This is a genomic window from Leptolyngbya sp. DQ-M1 (assembly GCF_039962505.1).
In the GTDB taxonomy this organism is placed as follows: Bacteria; Cyanobacteriota; Cyanobacteriia; order Leptolyngbyales; family Leptolyngbyaceae; genus Leptolyngbya.
The window spans coordinates 582,111-602,966 of record NZ_JAMPLJ010000004.1 but is presented as its reverse complement, the minus strand read 5'-3'; the positions used below and the strand labels follow the sequence as shown (position 1 = coordinate 602,966).

The following is a 20,856-nucleotide window of genomic DNA, read 5'->3' as shown; positions in this document are numbered from 1 at the left end:
AACTCAAGCAGGAATTTGAGAAAGGGTAAGTTGCGGACGTTGGGGAATGACCTGCTCTAAGATCTGAACCAGTTCTGCAGCTTTGACATTCCAAGTGAGGTGATGCTGAATTAGATGTTGGGCCTGCTGTCCCATTTCGAGTCGTTTGTCATCCTCGCTGAGCATTTGATCGAGCGCGATCGCGGTTTCGTCAATGTTCTTCGGAGGGACAGAATAGCCGTGAACTTCCTGAGTGATGACATCATTAATGCCGCCATCGTTGCAGCAAATGATTGGCTTTCCGGCTGCCATTGCTTCAAGGTAGACCGTAGCGAAGGGTTCATCCCATCCTACTAAGGCAAAACAATCTGCCCAAACCATTTCTTGCAGCACTTCGGCATGGGGCTTTCTTCCGATCAGTTGAATTTGAGCGGTGACATCATAACGATCGACGGCTTGTTGCACTTTCTCTGCATCCGGGCCGCTTCCAATAATTCGCAGTACTGCATCTGGATGTTTACCAGCGATGCGACAGAACGCTTCGATTAACAATGGCACGCCTTTTCGTTCGGCAAACAGCGCACAAGCGAGAATTACTTTTTTGCCTTGGAGCGCGATCGGGCGGGGTGTGCTTAAGGCTTGCTCACTCGGTAGATTGACACCGTTGTAATTGATGCAAACTCGGCTCTTAGGAAATAATCTACGTAAGTCTTGCTGCATCGGTTTAGAAGCGGCAAGAAGAAGTGAAGCGCGATCGACAACCGTTTGCATTGCAGCTTTGCGGCGCGGATGGAGGTCTGCGTCTCGAACTTCGTCGAAGTCTTGATCAAAGGTCACGATCGGGGGACGAATGGCTTCGGGAAGTTGAGCCGCAATCCAACCGTTCGGTAGCGTTTGGTGGCACAGCATCACATCGGGCTGAAAGTCTTGCACCAAACGGCAAAGATTCTGCTGAATCGACTTCCAGGCAAGTTGCAGATACGGTTCGGGATTACGATGTGCCCAGGCTTTGAACGGAGGCACTGGATAGTAGAGCCACCGGGGATAGCTGACACGAACTGAATTTGACCAAGTGAATGTGTCGGGACAGTTGGCGTAGGCTTTTGCGCCGGGGGTGAGTGCGATCGCACTTGGGAGCCAGGAGGTTGGGGAAACGACGAACAGTTCGATGTTCTGCCGTGTGAGGGCTTCGGCTTGAGAAAGCGCCCAGGTTCCCATCAAGGGATTATCTGGTCTGGGGAAGTAGGAGGCAAGTAGGAGAACACGCAGACGGGGAATGGTCATGCTGAGGCGACGGTAGTTGGGAGACGGTAGAAACGGTGGTGTTAAATAAGATGTACATCGCTTCGTCCTGAGAAGAACGATAGGCTCTATGTATATTTAGCAACACCGAAATCAGAAATCAGGACAAATAGTCGATCGTGTTCTCTTTTTTGCGCTTGCGGCAGGCAACGTCGCTTAACAGACGAAACAAATTTCATAAAAGTTGTGACTCCGCAATATCATTGAGGTTGATTGGTAGGAGTCCCCTGAAGATTGACGAAATTCCTACACTTCTCAGGCTTAATTTGCAATCTGAGAAACTGTAGTGTGGAATGCAGGAGAGTTTCGACAGGTCAATCGCGAAAAAGATTCTTGCTTGAATTCTAGGCTGAACTGCTGCGTGCGTTGTTTAACCTTGAACTCCCTGAGTTAGCTAAATACTAACGCAGCTAGGAAAGTGTAGCACCAGCCTTTAAGCAATCTTCATAGATTTACTTTGTGTAACAAATTTTATACTGCTTGGATACCTGCACACTTAGAAGCACCTCACACCAACATTTCGCGCCTGCTTCAGGGGTCAGCGTTGCCGCCTTGATCTGGGAAGCTTGACTCGCTTGCTGTATCGCTTTGGAATCCTGAGTATAAAAAGACAAGGCTTGATAAAGCGCGATCGCATCACCCGCAGGCACGATCGCACCATTAACTCCTGGCTCGACTAAATCAACTGCCGCTCCAACCGCATCAGAACAAATGATTGGCAATCCCGCCCCTACTGCTTGATTCACCACCACGCCCCAACCGTCATAGCGACTCGGCAACACAAATAAATCTGCTTGCTTAAAAAACTGCGGTAAATATTCAGGATCGTGAAAGCCTGCATAGTCTATTTGTTGTTGAGTTTTGGACGAGAGCGATCGCATCATCTCAGGCAGTTCCGCTTCACGCCCAACGAGCAACAATCGCGCTTGAGTGCCGGATTGAATTAATCGATCGAAGGCTTGCAGTAACAGATCAACGCCTTTGCGCTCGATCATTTGGCCACAAAAAAGAATCGTGATCGGTTTGCGGGGACGCTCGATCGAGCTTTGGAACTCGGATAGATTGCAGTAGTAAGGAATGTTAAAAATGGGATGCTTGGGAAAGCGCTGTTGATAGTCTTGTTGAGCGCGAGAACCAATTGCCGCGATCGCAGCACATCGATTCAATGCGGCTGAAAAGACTTTCTGTAACTGCCCTTTGATGCCGCTAGACTCTCCGACCATCTTTTCACCCCAGAAAATGCAGGGAACTCGCTCCCCATAAAACCGGAGTATCAGTTGCGACATCAGATTCTGATAGCCATTGAGCACAACGACATCGACATGCTTCAAAGCGGGAAGATGCCAATTGAGATGGAATCGCGACAATCCCCAAGTTAAATGGAATCCTGGAAGCACAGTTTCGTAAGCTTGAATTGGCTTCTCAGTCCAGGGAGAATCTGCACAACCGGATTCAAGATAGTACACCTGTAAATCAATTTCTGGACAGCGAGACAAAGCGTAAAACAGATCTCGCTGATAGGGAGAAGGCACGATCGAATAAATGACAACTTTAAGCGGGCGCATACGTCAAGAAACAGCCAGAGACACTAAAGATTGCAGACGATCGCTCAGTTGCTCTAAATTGAGAGCAGAGCGTGATCGACTTCCTTGGGAAAGTTCGATTAGCTGCTGCGGCTGATCGAGGAAGGATTGAAGGACTTGGGCGATCGCAGCTCCTGAAACTTCAGGCAGCACCCTTCCATTGATGCCATCGCTCACCACTTCTCCGCAGAACTTTGACACAATCAACGGGAGCTTCCAGGCTTGGGCTTCGAGTTGTGTCAGTCCAAATCCATCTGACAGTGTGGGAAACAGAAACACATCCGCCTGCTGATAATATTGAGCCGTCATACTTCGAGGAACGCCATTGAGCCAGCGAATCTTTAGATGCTCGGTTGAGGGCGACTCGATTTCGGAAGATCCTACAATCCAAAATTCGATCGGTCGATCGCGCAATTGTGCCGCTGCTTCTAAGACTGCTGCAATCCCTTTGCGTAAGATCACTCTTCCAAGAAACAACACTCGCAAGGGACGCTCTGAAGAAAACTGCGCTGGATAAGCCCGCTGAAAGGTTTGAGCTTCAAGCGGAGGACGATACACCAATGGAACGACTCTTAATTTATCTGCATGGATGCCTGCTTGAATTAGAGCTTGGCGCGACCATTCTGAATTCACAAGAATACAATCTGCGATCGAACATTCTTCTCGCCAACTCTCCCAATATGGAGGCGGTACCGGACTCCAACTCGGAGAGAGTGTTGGATATCGTTGCTGTTCCGCTTTCACGATTTGTTCTTCAACAATTCCGGGATCAATCTGTCCTAAAACCGTGTACCAACCTTTGGATTTTGCATATTTCAGCAGGTCGAGAGCGGCGTAGCTATAAGTGAAAAAGATTGCGCGAGATCCTTGCGGTGGATGAGTGCGAAACTGTTGTAGAACTTGATGCTGAAACCAATGATTTCGAGCAATCATGTCATTCCAAAGCGTTGTTTTTTTTAGTTTTTGCCTCAATTCAAACTGAATCAGCGAAGCGGTCATTGATTCAACTGACGCATTGGCTAAATCGGGATGAAAGCGATCGCGCAAACTCCGCAATTGTGGAATTGGAATAGATTGAATCATCGATCGTGGAGTCACCCAAGCATCAGTAATCAATCTCGCTAACTGTCCGGATTGATGCAGAGCGCGAGGAATGGCGTAATGCTCACGCGCACCGAGTTGGCAGCAAATCCAGGGGGAAGGATTCATAATGTCCGGTTTGGCGAAGATCAAGGTAAGAACTGAGTGATTGGGATGAAACGATCTGACGGTGATGTTGATGTTGATAAAACGTTTGAGGAATGGCGACCAAGCCTGACAGAATTCCAGCAAATCGTTGATGTCGAATCAGCCAGAGCACTCGATTAAGACATTGTGCGATCGCAAATCCCCAGTAGTTCGGCGGATAGCGCAGATAAGCCAGCAAGGCGCGATTGGTAATACTTGCAGCCGTAATTTTTGGATTGAGATGATGCACTAAAGCGGTGTCGTGAAAAACTCGCAGCCAAGGACTTCTGAGGATTCGCCAACCGAGATGGTGCAATCGCAGTGAAAGATCCACTTCTTCCATATCGTAAGCCATTGGAAGTTGAACATATCCGCCTGTTTGAAGAAACACAGATTTGCGATAGGCACAACCACATCCCACAAAATCTGCCACCCATTGAGCAACGGGATTATCGGCGGTAATTGGCTCATTTTGATGATAAATTGCTGATCCAATCACCGCAGCATCAGGAAAGCGATCGAACAATTGCAGCAAGCGACCGAAGTAATCAGCATCGATCGGATAAGAATCATCATCGAAGCTGGCAACAATTTCATGTTTTGCTTCGGCGATCGCGCGATTGCGTCCGCCGCCCGGACCCACTTGGCTTGGACTACGAATGATTTTAATGTTCGAGAGATGTGCGATCGCGGGTTCTGTAACCGCATCATCACCATCAATGTGAACAATAATTTCGCTCGGTCGAGGCTGACAGGCTGAAATCTTTTCCAGTGCCTCGATTAATTGAGCCACACGATTATACGTTGGAATCACGACGCTCAGTTCGCAAATGCTCATAGTAAGGTTCAGTAAAGTAACACTACGCTTTTTTGGCGGACAAACCTAAGTTGTTTTACATCAAGGATTGATAAAGTTCTTCTGTTCTTCGCGCAACTTTGTCCCAAGAAAACTCCAATGCGTGTGTTCTAGCAGCTTGAGCCATTTGATCTCGTTTTAACGGGGCACTAGCGAGATGAACGATCGACTCAACCAACAAATCAGCGTTCCTTGCTTCAGAAAGCATTGCAGAGTCCGAATTCACGTACTCCGGAATTCCACCAATTTCTTCGGCAATCACAGGTAAGCCGCAGGCAAGTCCTTCCAGAATTGCATTGTTGGCGGTAGCATTCTCAACAGTCATCAGCAGGCAAGAAGCAGATTGATAGGCTTTTACAAGCTCAGCATCGCTTAAGCCGCTGATAAACTCTACATTTTCTAACTCAGAAAAATACTGATAGAAATCTTGTGAGCTAACAACTTTGAGGCGAATATCTGGATATCGCTTGAGCTTGATTGCAACTTCTCTTAACAGCGGAAAATTTCTTTTATAGCTACCAATCGACAAAACGACAAATTGATTTTCAGTTCTCCGATCACTAGAAGGTGTAAAAAACTCAGTATCAATTCCATGCGGAATACAGTGAATCTTCTCAGAAGCGATGCCGCATGACTCAAAAAAAGCTCGTTGTGTCTCACTCATAATAATCAGCGCGGATAAGCTTTGTAGCCGTTTACGATACGGCAGAATGCTGGGTAAATCTTCCGGGCAACAGTGAAACGTACAGCATAACGGAAACGAGGCTACACGATTGATCCAATCGGCATATCCCAAATCGCGCTCTGCCCAAAGGAAGTGAATCAAGTCTGGGTGGCTCTTGTGAAGACGCTGAATCAAACGCCATTCGAGTTCTAGCGAAGTTAACTTGTACCATTGTGATGCAGCAAACGTGCGAACAAGCCGATTTAGCGCTCTCTGTTTTAGCGTCCTGGGTTCGGCTCTCAATGTTGATATAGTTGTACAGTTCGAGATGTATTTTGAAATGACCGGATAGCTAGAATAAGAGCCAAACCCGTGATTAGAATAAACGAGAAGCGAAGTCATGGGTGATAACACTTTAGTGAAGCAGCGATCGCTTAAATTGGGCAATTTGTTCTGCAATCGAAAACCCGAAGCACTGATAAGCGAATCGATAGAATTCCGGCGCGGCTGCCCCTGATGGCACGAATTTGGCTTGGGTTGCTCGAATCTTTGCGACAACGGTTGCTGCCCAGCGTCGATCGCTCAGCCAAATCATCCGCGCACATTCAAACCGAGCTTGATTAATCGCAGATTGTCGCTCTGGAGTCAGTAATGCTTGTTGCTTCAAATAACTCTCTAAGCGATCCTTAATCAATAATCGTTGTTTTTGTGTTTTGGATTTATCTTTTTTACATAAAGTTGATTCGCTCCACTGCCGATAGACTGAACCCGCGTCAGGACAGTAATGAAATTGCTTGCCAGCCATGAGTAGACGCAGATACAGTTCATGTTCCTGACAGCAGGGCTGATCCGGTTTCCACCCACCTACATCCAGTAATGCTTGCTTTCGCCAAAGCGGGCTACCTGTTTGGGGAAGATACCAGCGAGCGAGTAAAACCCAGGGATCGTGAGGTTCAGGAATCACTTCAACTTTGCGATGAGATGTGTCATCCTGGCAATACTCATAGATTGAAGGACTATAGAGAATATCAGCCTGCGGGACTTGAGTGAGATGGTTCACTTGCTGCTCGATTTTCTGAGGAAGGAGGTAGTCATCGGCATCAAGGTATTGCAACCAGTCTCCGGTACTCAGTTCAAGTAGACGATTTCGGGCTATGTTTCCGCCTTGGTTTGGTTGCGTCTCCCAGCGAATGCGATCACCATAACTCTGAATGATTTCTAAGCTGCGATCGCTCGAACCATCATCGACCACAATCACTTCAATGTAAGGATAAGTTTGGTTCAGAGCGCTGTCAATTGCCTGAGCAATCCAGCGATCGGCATTGTAGCAAGGAATGAGAATGCTGACTTTGGGAAGCATCATGAAACTCTTGACAGTAAAAAACTGGATGCCGTGAGATACTCAGTTGATTCAGTGGAAGCGCGATCGCTAATTTTCAGAGTTGTTTTTTGCCAAATTGCATTTGCGCCAATTCCCGACGCGATCAAACTAGGAAGCAGTGCGAGTTGGAGCGGACGTGTTCAAGTTACTTTAGTAAAAGAACTTGGTAAAAAAGGACGAAATTTCAGCTTGCTTTTACGCTGCGGCATTAGACGAATCACTTTCAGCTTCACAAATCAGTCCCATGCGCATGCCCAGTCTTCTAGAGTAAGATTGAGGAGTTAGATACTTTTGCCGCATTGCAAGAATATTACAGCGAATTTCTTCAATATCGCTTTGAGATAGGCTGAGCAACCGTTTAATTGCCTCAATCCAGTCTTGATGCCGCACTGCTACACAGTTGACTTGATCCTGTAAATCAAGATTGTAAAGTTCTAGTTCATCTGCGTGAAGAACGGGGATGCTGCCGCGTACTAGCGCTTCGATCACGCGATGAGTTGTACGCATATAACCCGGAGGGCACAGAGTAAAGTCAGATTCAGATAAATAATCAATATACTCCACAGGTGGAACTCCTCTAATTTCTCCTGGATTGTCTCCGTATTCAATCCATAAATAATCATTGCGATTCAGATTGGACTGAGCTTGGGAAGCCAGGTAAGATTGCACAGTTTGAATGATTTGAGTTCTAGATTCTGGATTACGGTTACCGATAAAGTTAAAGCAATATTTTCTCAAGCTGCTTTGCTTCCAATCATCAGCAAATAATTTTGCGGAGAGAAGAGGATCATCTAGGAAGTTAGAATGAACATCAATTCCCAAATGATACCGCTTTGACCACGCTCGATAGATATCAAACTCGTACAAGATATCAGGTAGAAATACGCGCTCGGACTTCAAACTAACAGGGAAGTATTTCACGATCTCTTTCAGTTGGCTCACCAACATTCGTGTATAAGGGAGATTGCCGCAAGTTGAAAAGATGCCAATATGCTGAGCATAGCGAGAAAGATTAACCAAGTCTCTAGTAATAGGGCGCGATGAAGTTTGAATATATAACCACTGTAGCTGAATCGGTTCAAACTTCTGTAGAACTCTAACTCTCTCAAGCTTTTCTAGCTTCTCATAATAGAATGAATGTCCTTGATGGTTGCCTTCATGCTTGGGTTTAGTCATGATATCGACTGCATATTCAGACAATTGCGCAGCTTTGGCAATCATGTAAGTTTGAAATTCAACTGTTTCTGACCAGATTCCAACTCTACGCATCATGAATCATTATCTCCCACACAGACAGGGTTGTTTTTGAAAGATACTTCGTGCTTTATTCTTCAAAGAAATAGACTAGGTTGTGATTCGCTACTCTCTATGCTCCGGTTGACATGAATTGCTGAGTTGCCTACCGTCTTCCAAATCAGCGAACCACTCCTGAATCTGGTTCCTATCATACAAGGGAACTAGTCCCAAGCGAGGATGCTTATTGCGATGATGGGCTAAACTCGCTATCTTTTTAGCAACCGATAGGCGAAGTTGTCCAATCGGAGATCGCCATTCAGGACGCTGTTTATAGCGCTGAATGCAAGATTCGCTCTCAGTTGCATATCTTTTCCATGCTTTCGTTTTTTGCGCCGCATAACGTCGAAAAGCAGCAAGTTGATAAGCGGAGAGCTTAAAACGAAAGCCATGATCGCAACACTTTAGAAAGAAATCATGATCCATTGCATAGTGAAGGCTTTCCTGCAATGGACCTACCGTTTCCCAAACTTCTCTGCGCCAAAAGGTAGAGTGTTGTCCTAAGTGTGCATGATGCGACAATAGTATCGCCATTGCAGGATGCACTCCAGCACCACAGGCACGAGTTCCATAGAAGAATTGAGTTTCGTGATAGTAAGCTATCCATGCACCTGTTAAAACGTCTGTTTTTTTAGATTGATTGAACTGTCTAGCCACATGGTGGAGGGTGCCAGGGAGATATAAATCATCGCTGTTGAGCCATGCTAAGATGTCTCCTGTGCAATGAGAGAAGCCTTTATTAATAGCGTGGCTTTGTCCTCGATCTGGTTCGCTTACCCAGTAGGTCAGGTACTTGTTGTACTTCTGAATAATCTCCATTGAGTTGTCTGTGCTGCCGCCATCGATGATGACGAATTCTAAATTAGGATAGTTTTGCCAGAGTACCGAGAGAATCGTTTGCTCTAAAAACTCACCCTGATTGTAACTGGGCGTTACAATGCTAATGCGAGGCAAGTTTGAAATATGACTTGATCGGAGAAGTGACTGATGATACGCAAGCCATTTTTGACTATGCTCACTGGTCAGCAGTGCTAGTGTTTCTGTCCGAGAAGGATCGGGATTTACGGGCATTGTTTAACTCTCCAAGCACTCTCGTTTGTACTTTTCATATGTTCTGAGAAATCGAGAAAAGAAATGATTTGAGAGGCATAACTATCATTTCTGATGAAGCCATCTCATCTAACCCAAAATAGAGTGATAGACTTCTATCGTTTCGGCTGCGGTTTTGTCCCAGTTAAATGTTCTAGCACGTTCTTGCCCCTTTGCAATGAGTCGATCGCGCTCACCAGGATAGTTTAATATTACTTTCATTGCTTCAACCAAATCATCAATTGACTCTGGATCGATCAACAAACCCGCGTCTCCCACAACCTCCGGAATGCTCGAACCGCTACCTGCAATCACAGCAGAATGACATGACATTGCTTCTAGGGGAGGAATCCCAAACCCTTCATAGCGGGAGGGATAAACTAGGGCAAGACTACATCGGTACAGTTTAGCAAGATGACAATCGCTGACTTGTTCGTAATGCTCAATGTGATCGCTGAGATTTAGTTCTTCGATCAGGGACTTTTCCCAGGGCTGAATTTTTCTACCCACGGCACAGAGCTTTAGATCAGAATAGTGCGGTGCTATCTTTGCAAAAGCAGATAGCATTTTATCAAAGTTTTTATACTTGCTGCGGCTTCCAACAAAAAGAAAATATGGCTGCTCAGGCACAGGCTCGGAGCCGTAAGATTGGCTAACATCAATGTCCGAAGCTAAATGGGTAACTGCTATCTTACTGTCTGGTATATCGTATCTTTCCAATAAATCCTTTTTAGTGTTGTGTGAAATACAAATAATTGCTTGTGCAGCTTGAATTGCCTGGCATTTCTCTGCAACATGGGAATCAGTTGGAAAGAAGATTTCATGAATCAAATCATAAACAGTAAGAACCAGTGGAATTTTAATATTTTTAAAGTCTTGATTTGTGAGAAGAGAATAATAGGTTGGATGGAGCAAATCGCAGGGATACAAGTGCTTTATTGCCCGGAAGTATTGAACTTCTGCCCAATCACAAACTCGTGTTGGGCGAAATAACCCACGTTGAAAGAAGATTTTTTGAAGATTTGAGTGGGATGGGAAGTTAACAAATTGGGGTTTGGAATAAGTAATAGTAGGTGTAATACTATTCGGTAATCTGCTTATAATACTGGTAAAGTAGCGATTAATTCCTCCAGCCGATTGGATGTCGTAGATCTTCCCGTCATATAAGACATTCATCGTCTGATTCCTCTCAGTTTTACTCATGGTTGTTGATAGACTTGGTACATTTTGCGTTAATGGAAAACTGCTTACTTGATCGACGAAAGTGCAGATTCGTAGACCTGCTGAGTTTTTTGTCCGATCGTGTCCCAATCGAGTCGATCACACGCAGTTTTAACGCGCCGACTCAAATCTTCTAGATTGACCTGAGTACTGTTTTTGAGGACTTGGAGCAAGCCTTCTTGATGCTGTGGTAGATACAGTAAATCACCTGCTGTATCTAAGGTTTCAGCAATACTATGAAGGCGCGGCGCAACACTTGGTTTATCGTAAGACATTGCTAGGATTAAGCTACCTGATGTCAGAATTCGCTCAAATGGCAGAACAACAATATCCGCAGCACTAAAGTAGGTCGGAATATCATTGTTCTCGATGAATTTAGAATGAATGATGACATTCTTGAGTTTGGCGGCTTTCTCAATGAGGCTACAACCATACCCCTCATCTAGCGCCTTTCCAGCAATTAACAACGTATCTTGAGCAACGGGGTAATCTTGCCACGCCTGAAGCAGCCGTTCAATTCCCTTGTAGGGGCGTAACATTCCTAGAAATAGATAGATTCGTCCTTCAATCGGCAATCCTAAATGATGGCGAGCCTCCGTTTTATCGATCGCTTCCCCGTACACGCCTCGATAGTGACCATGCGCGATCGCCGCAAGCTTGGTTGAGCAGATATGATAAGTCTGTGCGATTTCAGGAACGATCTGAGCATGATGAACGATCGCACGATCGACAAGCTTCATTAAACCTTGCTGTGTCCATCGTTCTAATCTAGGGAATCTCGCATCATGCGCGATCGTGTTGTGAATTGTCCAAACGATCCGCACTCCTGCGAGTCGAGCGAGTAAAATATCTAGCAAAAATTTGATGCAGTACAAGAATTTTACCAGCCAGGTTTCTCCTTTGAGATAAGGACTGAGCCAATGAAGATGCAGAACATCAATCCGTACAGAGCTACTCTGAATTGCTCTAAATATAGGAAACACTCTGCGGTAGCCCACTGGGAATTCAACCCCAAGATTACTCTTTTCTAGCGCTTGTGATAACAAAGATTGGTAGGGATTGTCAGCTCGATAGTCTGGCATCATCAACACTTGCAGCGATTTCTGCTGAGTTGCGCTTTGTCCCAATGGCTTTGATTGAATCGTCTCGGTCATGGCTGCAATGCTCTAAAAAAATCTTGATGCACTAGTTGACGGATGCCTTCGCTGTACATCAAATGCCGAATTTTGCCAACGTAGTGGCGACTGGGAGCACCATTGATACCACCTTCTAAATGCACATCGTAAGCAGACGGCAGCAATTCCACACCAAAACGGGAGCTACAGAGCGCATACAGGGTTTGCTCGATTCGCCAAAAGTGACCAATGATATCCGGTAGCGCTAGAAACTCTTCGATCCAATCGAGATTGAGCGACGCCTTATGGATTAATCCTAGACCTGAATTAAATCGATCGGTCAACTCAAACCCGCACTGTTGCCGCACTACGTCTGCATTAGTCGTGTAGGCGTTGGCAACATCCCCATTCACGGTATTGAAGCGATAGTTTGGGTCTTCGATCCGGGTTAACAGTTCTGTCGGTTCTTCAAAAAATAAGACATCGCTATCGAGCAGCAACATACGATCGCTTTCTAAGTACGCAGCAAAGTCGAAGACTTTAGGCGAGAGCTGATTGGCCTTGCGAAACTGTAGACAACGGGGATGATTCTCTAATAACTTCAAAACTTCCTCATCTGCTGATATGCGATGAATGAGGCGAGCATCTGGAAAGTGTTGCTGTAAAGTCGAAATTCCCTCCGAGGTTAACGTCCCATCGTCGTGGATGCAAAGTGCATATTTCCGCTGAGAATATTGATAAAAAGACTTGAGCGCCCAAACTAAATTTAGCCAATCTGAGCTAGAAGTTAAAACATGGATCTCGCAAGTCAGATCTGTTGTTCCAGATATCGGCTGAGTACTCAAAATGCGGTGTCGAACCACATCCCGGTAGTAAGCCGTAGGTAAGCCGTGCTGATACTTTTGTTGAAGTTGCAGAACCAAACCACCGATCGACATTTTCATTCACCTATAACAACACTGAGAGCACGATTGAATCTATGCCAAAAGTAATCGCCGAGCTGTGCCATACCAGGGACGGAACCCAGATAATGCAGCAGATAACCCAACCTGCGATGTGAGTTCTCTCCAGGCTAATTCGGGCTTGCCTTGGTTTTGATAAAACCCAGCTTTGCGAACGGCAAGCCACTTCTGCTGCTCTTGAATCTCGCGCTTGACCGTTTGGCGATCGCGCTCGTCTAAACACTGAAGATATTGAAGAGCCATCCGCACTTCATCTTCTCGAAATCCATATGCAATTCCTTGCTTCAATGTTTTGCTCTGTGGATGCCATCGCCAACGACCTAAAATATCAGGGATCAATTGCGGCTCGATCCCGGTTTGGAAAACGACTCGCACATAGTATTCGATATCCATTCCATAGTCATAGCTTTCATCAAAATCCCCACATTGCTCAAGCAAATGTCGTCGCATAAAGCACACATTTGAACAAGGAAAGACGTACTGAATTTCACGCTGCCACGGCGTGAGATAATCTCGGCGGTTCAATGGGCGCTGTGGTACGACATACCCTTTGAGACCCGTTTCATCAAAAATCTCCGAAACCCCTCCTAACCAATTCACACCCGGGTTTCTGAAGCTTTCTGCAACTTTTTCTAGGCTACCAGGACACAGCAAATCGTCACTGTTTAGATAAGACCAAATCTCCCCGGTGCTTCTTCTTAACCCTTTTGTAATGGCGTGGGTTTGACCTCGATCGCGCTCACTCACCCAATACGCCAGATGGTTAGAATACCGTTTGAGAATCTCAACGCTTCCATCCGTGCTGCCGCCATCAATCACAATCAGCTCTAAGTTTGAATAGTGCTGCTCCAAGACTGAACGGAGTGTTTCCTCTAAATAATCAGCTTGATTGTAAGAAGGAATGGTAATACTAATTTTAGGTAACATAAACTGATGCTGATTTGGATGTCAATACTGCACAAATGAGGATGTGCTTAAGGTATACGCATTAGATTGAAAGTCCCATTGTGCAATCTGCCCAGTGTACTGCTCAAGTTTCAATGCTTTACGCATTAAATGGCGGACTCCCGTGTACGGCTTCCACCGCTGATATCGTTCTAGATCAGCCCAAATCTTCTGATAAGCTTGCTGGCGCTCATCTGGCCATTCTCCAATCACCTGATTCATTTCATCAAAGTAAGCAGTTAGATTGTCGCGATGGCGATTTGCCTGACGAGTAAAGAAGCCGCCCAAGAGGCAGGAAACAGAAACTAAGTCTGCGTGTTGTGCAAACCGAGTCCAGAGTTCAAAATCTGCTGCGTACTTCAAATCAGTTCGTAATGGCCCAGCCTTTTCCCACAGAGAACGCCGCCAGAAAAGGCTCTCCTGCTGAATCCAACCCAATCGATCTCCTCGAAATAAGCCGTTATAGATACACTGCCGTGGATAGGGTTGCAACGAACCAACGTGCCGAATTACCCCATTCTGAATCTGAGTGGGGCGACCGATAATCCAGTCAATCTGTGGGAATTGCTGAAAGATCTCAGCCACGACATGCAACGTCCAAGGCAGATAGATATCATCGCTGTTGATCCACGCCATAATCTCGCCTGTTGACTTTGAAAAGCCTTTATTAATGGCAAAATACTGACCCGCGTCACTTTGATGTTCCCAGTAGGCGAGGTGGTCGGAATAGCGGCTGATGATATCAACGCTCCGATCGGTGCTACCACCATCAATCACGATGTACTCGCAATTTGGATAGTTCTGGTCGATCACCGATCGGAGCGTTTTTTCAAGAGTAAACGCATAGTTGTAGTTTGGTGAAACGATTGAGATTTTCGGATACTTTTCCAGACAAGAACCAGAAATATTAGCGATGGGCCAACTACTCAGAAACGTTAAGCCTTTATCCTCGGTGATAGCATTCATCATACTGCTCATTAATGTGCAAAAGAAGGCGATTTTGTAGTCCTACTGAAACTCATCCACAACAAAATTATTTAGCGCAGCGGCGATCGGTTAATGATACTCTTGCTCTAAAAGTCGCTGGTTTAGCTTCTGTCGTTGCTCTCGACTCGCGTAATAGTGCTCCTTCCTGAGAACGCCGTCTTCTCTTACAAAAGCCATGTTTGCTTGCGCCATCGCATTATCTAGCATCCTGTAACCGAGATCGAAGATGTCATAAATCACAAATCCTCTCTCCTTCATAAACTGAAAGCAATCGAATGCAGTGGGTCCTCCCTGGAAGAAATCGAAAAAAGAGACTTCTAGAATAATCAAGTCTGTTTTCTGCAACAGCGCAGTGGCTCCTTGGAGAACATCCAGTTCTGATCCTTGAGTGTCAATTTTGATTAGATAGGGTGCTTCTAGCTTCTTCTCTAAAACGATTTCGTCGAGCGGCAGCGCCGGAACTGCTCTTTCATAGCCATTGACATCTGAATCCTCATCTTCTTTGTAGATTGATGATCCAACTAAGTCTGGATGGACATTGATTGTAATCTCACCGCGCTGAGCAGTAGCGGCAGCTAACACATACTCAGCATGTTCTAGATCCTGAATCCATTGTTCGAGGTAGGGAACATTCTCTTCCAAAGGTTCAATCAAAAGGTGGTGAGCTTGCGGGAAAGCGCGATATAGCTCAGGCGTACCTGTAGCAGCTCCAACATCAATCACGGTTTTCGGAGCAAGTCCGTTTTGAATTGCTTGATTTAAGCAACCATCAAAAGAAGTGCGATCGACGGTTAGACTCTGAACCTGAGCGCGGTGAATCTCAAGCCCTGCATGACGAAACGCTTTTTTTACCAACCGTTGTGGAAACTGTTTGAAATCAATCATGGTTAGGTTGTAGTCGTGGTTAGTACCGCGGAAGAGTTTAAGCTTGAACCGAGAAGCTGCTGGTAAAGCTGAATGTGCCGCTGTGTTTGAAGTGTAAGACTGTATTCCTCTAGAGCAACTGCGCGACAGGACTGGCTAAGCTTTTGTCTGACGGCATGATCCTCTAAAAGTGAAGCAATTCCTTGACTTAAATCGACCGCGTCTTCAGCAGCAGCTAAGTAACCTGTTATCCCTGGACGAACCAAGTCCGGTACGCCGCCGACGTTGAAGGAAATGGTGGGAGTACCACAGGCAATACTTTCCTGTAACACCAGGGGCGAGTTATCAGCGCGAGTTGGAAACACAAACAGGTCTGATGCAGAATAAACTACTGCTTTTAGGGGTTCATGCTCGATGTAACCCAACTGGAGAATCTGAAACTCCCTCAGTTCCTTTTCAAGCCCCACTTTTCGTCCACCCATCGCCAGCAGCACAATCTCAGATCGAAGAGACTGCGGAATATGCTGCAACGCTTTAATCAAAAGATCCATTCCTTTACGGCGATCGTTTAAGTCAGCGGCTGAGATCAGGAGTACACGTTTATTTGCAGGAATTCCAAGCAAATCTTTGCAGGTCGCCGCATTGAGCGGTTTAAAAAGATTCGTATCGAGTCCATGAGGAATGTAGTGAATCGGAAGATGATTGAACAGACTCGTTTGGGCAAGCTCTGTCATCCAACGACTAGGAGCAACAAACGCCAAGTTTGAGTGATGATAAACCCATTCCTTCAACTTCCACTCAAGATGGGTACTATCATAGCGAACAGCAGGTGCAGTTTTAGGATAAGGACACCGACCGCAGCCAGTTTGCCAGCGGGTGCAATCGTAGCTATAAGCACAATGACCCGTGAGCGCCCACATATCATGCAGCGTAAGGATCGCTGGCTTCTGCTGAGTTAAGGTTGGGATTGCTAGATAGTTAAAAAAGCCACTGTGAATAATATGAAGATGAAGCACATCTGCATCCTGATACGCTTCCAAATCTCTAATCTTGAAGCTACCCACTCGATGGATATCGTTTAAGCCAATGCGCTGAGTCCATCGCTGAATCTGTCTCTCTAACCGAGGGGATTGAGGAATTTCCAAGCTCTCAGAAGATTCTAGGGTTTTCATTTTGCAAAGAATCTGGCTTGCAATGCCTTGCTCCTGTAACCCCTGATGCAGGCGATACATCGCGATCGCCCCGCCGCCGCCTCGATGTAAATCGCTATAGTTAATCTGTAGTACTTTCACAAGTGGGAATCAAGTAGAGAATTGTAGAAGAGCAGATTAGAAGATCAGTTGTGGAATCACGAATGTTGCGGTTGCCTTTATCTAAGCAGATGCAGTTCTGGTCGCTTGAAATTCTTGACAAGCTAACGCCTTTCTTTTCTCGAATAGCGCCAGACCCTTCTTTCTACTGCCAAGGCGCAAGCTTGAGCCGTCAGCTAAACAACCATATTTTGAGTTTGCAAATCCCAGTAGCAGGCATACCGACCGTGTTGATTCATCAGTGCCCTGTGATTACCGCTTTCTACGATCTGTCCTTTCTCCAAGACAATAATTTGATCCGCTTCAGCGATCGTAGAGAGGCGATGAGCAATGACAATGACAGTTCGATCCTTTTGAAATCTAGCAAGAGCTTGCTGAATTAATCGCTCGGATTCGCTATCTAACGCGCTAGTTGCTTCATCCAAAATCAAAATCTCAGGCTGTTTCAAAATTGCTCTAGCTAATGCTAATCGTTGTCGTTGTCCACCTGACAGACGATAACCCCGTTCACCCACAATAGTGTCGTAACCCTCCGGCATTTCCACAATGAAGTGATGAGCCTGAGCTGCTTTAGCAGCCTCAATGACTGCTTCAGGCGTTGCCTCTGGTGCGCCATGCCGCAGATTATCCAAGATACTACTATTGAAAATAAAGGTATCTTGACTGACAACTCCAATTCGTTGTCGCCAAGCTGCCTGATTGTAGTACTCCAAAGGTTTGCCATTGACGATGATCTGCCCCAGATTTGGCTGATACAATCCGATTAATAGATCAACGATCGACGATTTACCCGCCCCCGATTGTCCTACCAGTGCCGTGACCTGATTTTTAGGAATCGTGAAGCTTAGATTTTGCAGCACAAAGTTTTCGTCATTCGTGTACGAAAGGCTAACCTGCTTGAAGTTAATATCAGTTTGCAGTAACTCGAAGTTTTCGCCTCCCATTGTTACGAACTGCTTATTACGTCTGTCTAAGATTGTACTGAGTCTTTGAAGATTTGCGCTGTTGTCAGCGAGTTGAGTGAAGGCTCCAGCAACTCCTCGTAGACGGATTGCTAATCGCTGTAAGGTTAACAAAAAGGTAAGGAGTAAGGGTAAGATGCTTTCGGGTGTACTGCTGATCACCATCGTAAGGCTGGCTAGAACTGCCAGTGCGATCACAGGTAGCACATCGAAAATCGGCTCTGGCAGATAAAAGACTTTGGCTCGTTTCTGGAGCTGTGTCTGCACGTTATGAAGCAACTGGAACGTTTCTGCGATCGCACGTTGCTGAGTACCGAACGTATGAAGCAATCTGAGCGCCTGAATGTTCTCTGTCATATGCTTAGACAACTCCACTTGAGCAGAGTTGAGCCGGAAAGCAGCAGATCGCAGTTGAGGAAGTAATCGTTGTTGTACTCCAATCACCACAAGTGCTAATAATACAGCGACTAGGGCAAGAGCAGGAGATAGCTGAATCAGAACCAAAGCATAAACGCTGGAGAATGTGAGGCTGACAATCAGCTCATTCACCGTCTGAATCTGGCGATTCACAGTCATTGCTGCGTCATTCACAAACATTACTAAGTCGCCCACTTTGTATTGGCTTGCACACGCAAAGCTGAACGACATAATTTGCTCGAAAATTCGTCCTGTGACTTGGGGTTGTGCTCTTGCTGATAGATAAGCTGTACTCAATTTATTAGTGTAGCCGCTGAGCGCGAGTAGAATTTGTAAGAGAACAGCGCATCCCAATAATGCGAGAAATTGTTGAGATTGAGTTAGAGAGAAAGCCGATAGCAATTGCTTTAGAAATTGGGGTTGTTGGCTCTGTTGTCCTTGAGAAAGGATAGAAACAGCCAGGTAGATGACGCCTAGAGTGCTTCCTTCTAGCACAGCACTAAGCAGATTTGCGACTAGATTAATCGCGAGTAAACCCCAATTCTGATAAGCGATCGCTGTAATCAAACGATAAGCGGGTAAATTGAGTGTTGTTCTGAGTTTTTGCAACCTGAAAGTCTCCTCTTACTGTAGGGCTTGAACTACTGTCTTGTGTTAGCGAACTGAGATAGCAAACAGAGCAATTTAAGCTTCTAATTTTTTGTCACACCTTCTCCGTCATTCGGCTTCTTTCAACGATGTTGAGAAGAAGTTACGCTGAAGAGACTGAGATCTACAGACCGTCAAAGCCCCTTTCCAAGAGAGAATTATTGAGTTGATTAAGCCATAAACTTCTATGTTTTATTTTACGGCTTGTTGATCTTGAATCAGGAGAATCCTAAAGCAAATCGCTAGTGGTCAATTAGACAGAACTTACAGAAAATTTGCAGTTTGCTTTGGACTCAGTAGATTATTTTATCCAAGAAATTGTTGAATTATTTAATTTAATCGTCATGATTCTGGTGCTTAAAACAAGGGCTATTTGGCTGGTTTTCGCTTCGCGATCGCCATCACAACGTAGTAGTAGATCGTGAACAAAATTGTTGAAAAAATTTGCCCTCCCCAAGGGCCATGCCAAAACTCAAATGCGGATCGTCCCCAGTAAGCTTCGGACATGGCAAGTAACATAATCCGTGGTACATTCGCGATAAAGGCTAAAACAATCCCGATCGCCATCATCAATGTGATTTTGATTGGACTTTGTTTAAGAAACAATCCCAGTACAAAACTGGCAACCGCTAAAATTGTTGCCATATCAAATCCACTACAGCCCCAATTTACATCGACCGTCTTTCCTGCCAGCGTGATCCAGGTTTCGTTCTGAACGGCAGCATGACCGATCGCGTTGAGTCCTCCAGTTCCGCTCCATGCCATAAAGTTTTCCAGCATTCTGGGGGGCGTGAACACTTGCCACAAGTTTTTTGCAACCGCAGTCGGCTGAGGGAATAGTCCAAGTCCAAGTAGGGCGATCGGCAATGGATAGCGACGAAAGAAAGGCAGTCCCCAACTGCTTAGCGCAATTCCAATTAGGATCAGGATGAAGATCAATCGTTGCGCCCATTCGGAGAAGAAGCCCAGCGGGGATAGAACAATTCCGCAGCCAATTATAATGTGTCCGAGTAAGCGATCGTCCTCAGAGGCCGCGAGAACCATGATTTGCTTTCGTTGTTGCCAAAGACGATAGCTGCCGAGTCCGATCATGATTGCCATCAACACGCTTGCCGAACCGTGAAAGGATCGAACAATCAAATTAAACAACCAGACCGGAAAATAAGCCGCTCCAACCAGTAATCCTCCTGCAACGAGACGAGTATGTAGAGTCTTGATACTTGCTCGCCAGAGATGGTGCGCGATCGCTTTTAGCTTCACAGAGTTGATCGCGCTTGCTTTTTGCCAGTTCATGATGATTTCCCAAGCAAATCGGGACTAATGTTTGCGGCTCAGTTGCAGCCCGATTCGCCCTAAGCAGAGTAGTCCTAATCCCACCACCGCTAGGTTTCCGACGGTCGAAGCTCCTGTTTTAATTACGGTACGCTTCGCATTCTCTTTAACGGTTGAAGCTTGCCCAGTCAGTTGATTCGAGACTCGCTTAATGTCTTCTAAGCTGACATTTGCACCGAGCGAAGCTGGGTTTGCTTGAGCGTTGCGGAGTTGGGTTTGCAGTTGGGAAGCTTGGGAGTCGATTGTGGAAACCGCCTGCTGTTGTAAAGATAAAGTATCACTGATTGCAAGAAAGCAAGACAGTAGATAAATCACACCGATCGCTAAACAAAACGTCGAAAACTGTCTGAGCCGACGGCGTGCGCCAATACTACCGAAGATTGTTAGAGCAGCTCCCAGAATGAAAATCAAACTACGATCGCTAAATTGTTGCAGAAACCCAACGCGCCATTCGATGCTGCCGAGTTGAGGTGGAAGCAGCACGATGAGCATATCGATCGCGAAACCCACTAGACAAACGAGACCCACGACTTGAGCGATACCTTTACCTGTCGGAGCCGATGCAATTTTTTGAGGAGCCGAAGAAAGAGAAGCCATAATAACAGTGAAACTAACTGTGGGATGAAGAAGACAAACATTTAAGTGAGCTAAACTGCTCTGAGAAATCCGGCTAAAAGATTAATCCTATTCTCAGAGCAGCGGATCAGAAGAGAAAGGGA

At 45.8% G+C, this 20,856-nt stretch carries 18 protein-coding genes; all 18 read right to left on the bottom strand.

Features of this window, described 5'->3' with window-relative positions; all coding sequences use genetic code 11:
- Nucleotides 1-3: 3 nt before the first annotated feature.
- Nucleotides 4-1,263, bottom strand: coding sequence for a glycosyltransferase (locus NC981_RS16105; protein ID WP_348243876.1), 1,260 nt, complete (start codon nt 1,261-1,263; stop codon nt 4-6).
- A gap of 470 nt (nt 1,264-1,733) precedes the next feature.
- Nucleotides 1,734-2,846 (bottom strand): glycosyltransferase family 4 protein, encoded by a 1,113-nt coding sequence (locus NC981_RS16100; RefSeq protein ID WP_348243875.1) that lies wholly within the window; start codon nt 2,844-2,846, stop codon nt 1,734-1,736.
- Between the two features lie 3 nt (nt 2,847-2,849).
- Nucleotides 2,850-4,073, bottom strand: a complete 1,224-nt coding sequence (locus NC981_RS16095) for a glycosyltransferase family 4 protein (protein ID WP_348243874.1) — start codon at nt 4,071-4,073, stop codon at nt 2,850-2,852.
- Nucleotides 4,030-4,929 (bottom strand): glycosyltransferase, encoded by a 900-nt coding sequence (locus tag NC981_RS16090; RefSeq protein WP_348243873.1) that lies wholly within the window; start codon nt 4,927-4,929, stop codon nt 4,030-4,032. Before NC981_RS16090 ends, NC981_RS16095 begins: the two co-directional genes overlap by 44 nt.
- A gap of 55 nt (nt 4,930-4,984) precedes the next feature.
- Entirely contained in the window at nt 4,985-6,013 is a 1,029-nt protein-coding gene (locus NC981_RS16085) for a glycosyltransferase family 4 protein (protein ID WP_348243872.1), read from the bottom strand.
- 13 nt (nt 6,014-6,026) lie between these two features.
- Nucleotides 6,027-6,971, bottom strand: coding sequence for a glycosyltransferase (locus NC981_RS16080; protein WP_348243953.1), 945 nt, complete (start codon nt 6,969-6,971; stop codon nt 6,027-6,029).
- Nucleotides 6,972-7,187: 216 nt separating this feature from the next.
- Complete coding sequence (locus tag NC981_RS16075; protein ID WP_348243871.1) at nt 7,188-8,264, bottom strand: exostosin family protein; 1,077 nt, start codon at nt 8,262-8,264, stop codon at nt 7,188-7,190.
- An 87-nt stretch (nt 8,265-8,351) separates the two neighbouring features.
- Entirely contained in the window at nt 8,352-9,356 is a 1,005-nt protein-coding gene (locus NC981_RS16070; RefSeq protein WP_348243870.1) for a glycosyltransferase family 2 protein, read from the bottom strand.
- A gap of 108 nt (nt 9,357-9,464) precedes the next feature.
- Entirely contained in the window at nt 9,465-10,550 is a 1,086-nt protein-coding gene (locus NC981_RS16065; RefSeq protein WP_348243869.1) for a glycosyltransferase family 1 protein, read from the bottom strand.
- Between the two features lie 71 nt (nt 10,551-10,621).
- Nucleotides 10,622-11,749 carry a glycosyltransferase gene (locus NC981_RS16060; RefSeq protein ID WP_348243868.1) on the bottom strand — a complete coding sequence of 376 codons (1,128 nt, stop codon included), beginning with the start codon at nt 11,747-11,749 and terminating at the stop codon, nt 10,622-10,624.
- Nucleotides 11,746-12,648, bottom strand: coding sequence for a hypothetical protein (locus NC981_RS16055; RefSeq protein ID WP_348243867.1), 903 nt, complete (start codon nt 12,646-12,648; stop codon nt 11,746-11,748). Before NC981_RS16055 ends, NC981_RS16060 begins: the two co-directional genes overlap by 4 nt.
- Before the next feature lie 39 nt (nt 12,649-12,687).
- Nucleotides 12,688-13,599 carry a glycosyltransferase family 2 protein gene (locus NC981_RS16050; RefSeq protein ID WP_348243866.1) on the bottom strand — a complete coding sequence of 304 codons (912 nt, stop codon included), beginning with the start codon at nt 13,597-13,599 and terminating at the stop codon, nt 12,688-12,690.
- Between the two features lie 21 nt (nt 13,600-13,620).
- Entirely contained in the window at nt 13,621-14,586 is a 966-nt protein-coding gene (locus NC981_RS16045) for a glycosyltransferase family 2 protein (protein WP_348243865.1), read from the bottom strand.
- Between the two features lie 87 nt (nt 14,587-14,673).
- Nucleotides 14,674-15,489, bottom strand: a complete 816-nt coding sequence (locus NC981_RS16040; protein WP_348243864.1) for an FkbM family methyltransferase — start codon at nt 15,487-15,489, stop codon at nt 14,674-14,676.
- Nucleotides 15,490-15,491: 2 nt separating this feature from the next.
- A complete protein-coding gene (locus tag NC981_RS16035) occupies nt 15,492-16,760 on the bottom strand; it encodes a glycosyltransferase family 4 protein (RefSeq protein WP_348243863.1) in 1,269 nt (422 codons plus the stop codon).
- Nucleotides 16,761-16,954: 194 nt separating this feature from the next.
- Nucleotides 16,955-18,766 carry an ABC transporter ATP-binding protein/permease gene (locus tag NC981_RS16030; RefSeq protein ID WP_348243862.1) on the bottom strand — a complete coding sequence of 604 codons (1,812 nt, stop codon included), beginning with the start codon at nt 18,764-18,766 and terminating at the stop codon, nt 16,955-16,957.
- 408 nt (nt 18,767-19,174) lie between these two features.
- Nucleotides 19,175-20,098 carry a cyanoexosortase C gene (crtC, locus tag NC981_RS16025; protein ID WP_348243861.1) on the bottom strand — a complete coding sequence of 308 codons (924 nt, stop codon included), beginning with the start codon at nt 20,096-20,098 and terminating at the stop codon, nt 19,175-19,177.
- 24 nt (nt 20,099-20,122) lie between these two features.
- Nucleotides 20,123-20,734, bottom strand: a complete 612-nt coding sequence (locus NC981_RS16020) for an HpsJ family protein (protein ID WP_348243860.1) — start codon at nt 20,732-20,734, stop codon at nt 20,123-20,125.
- Between the last annotated feature and the right edge of the window lie 122 nt (nt 20,735-20,856).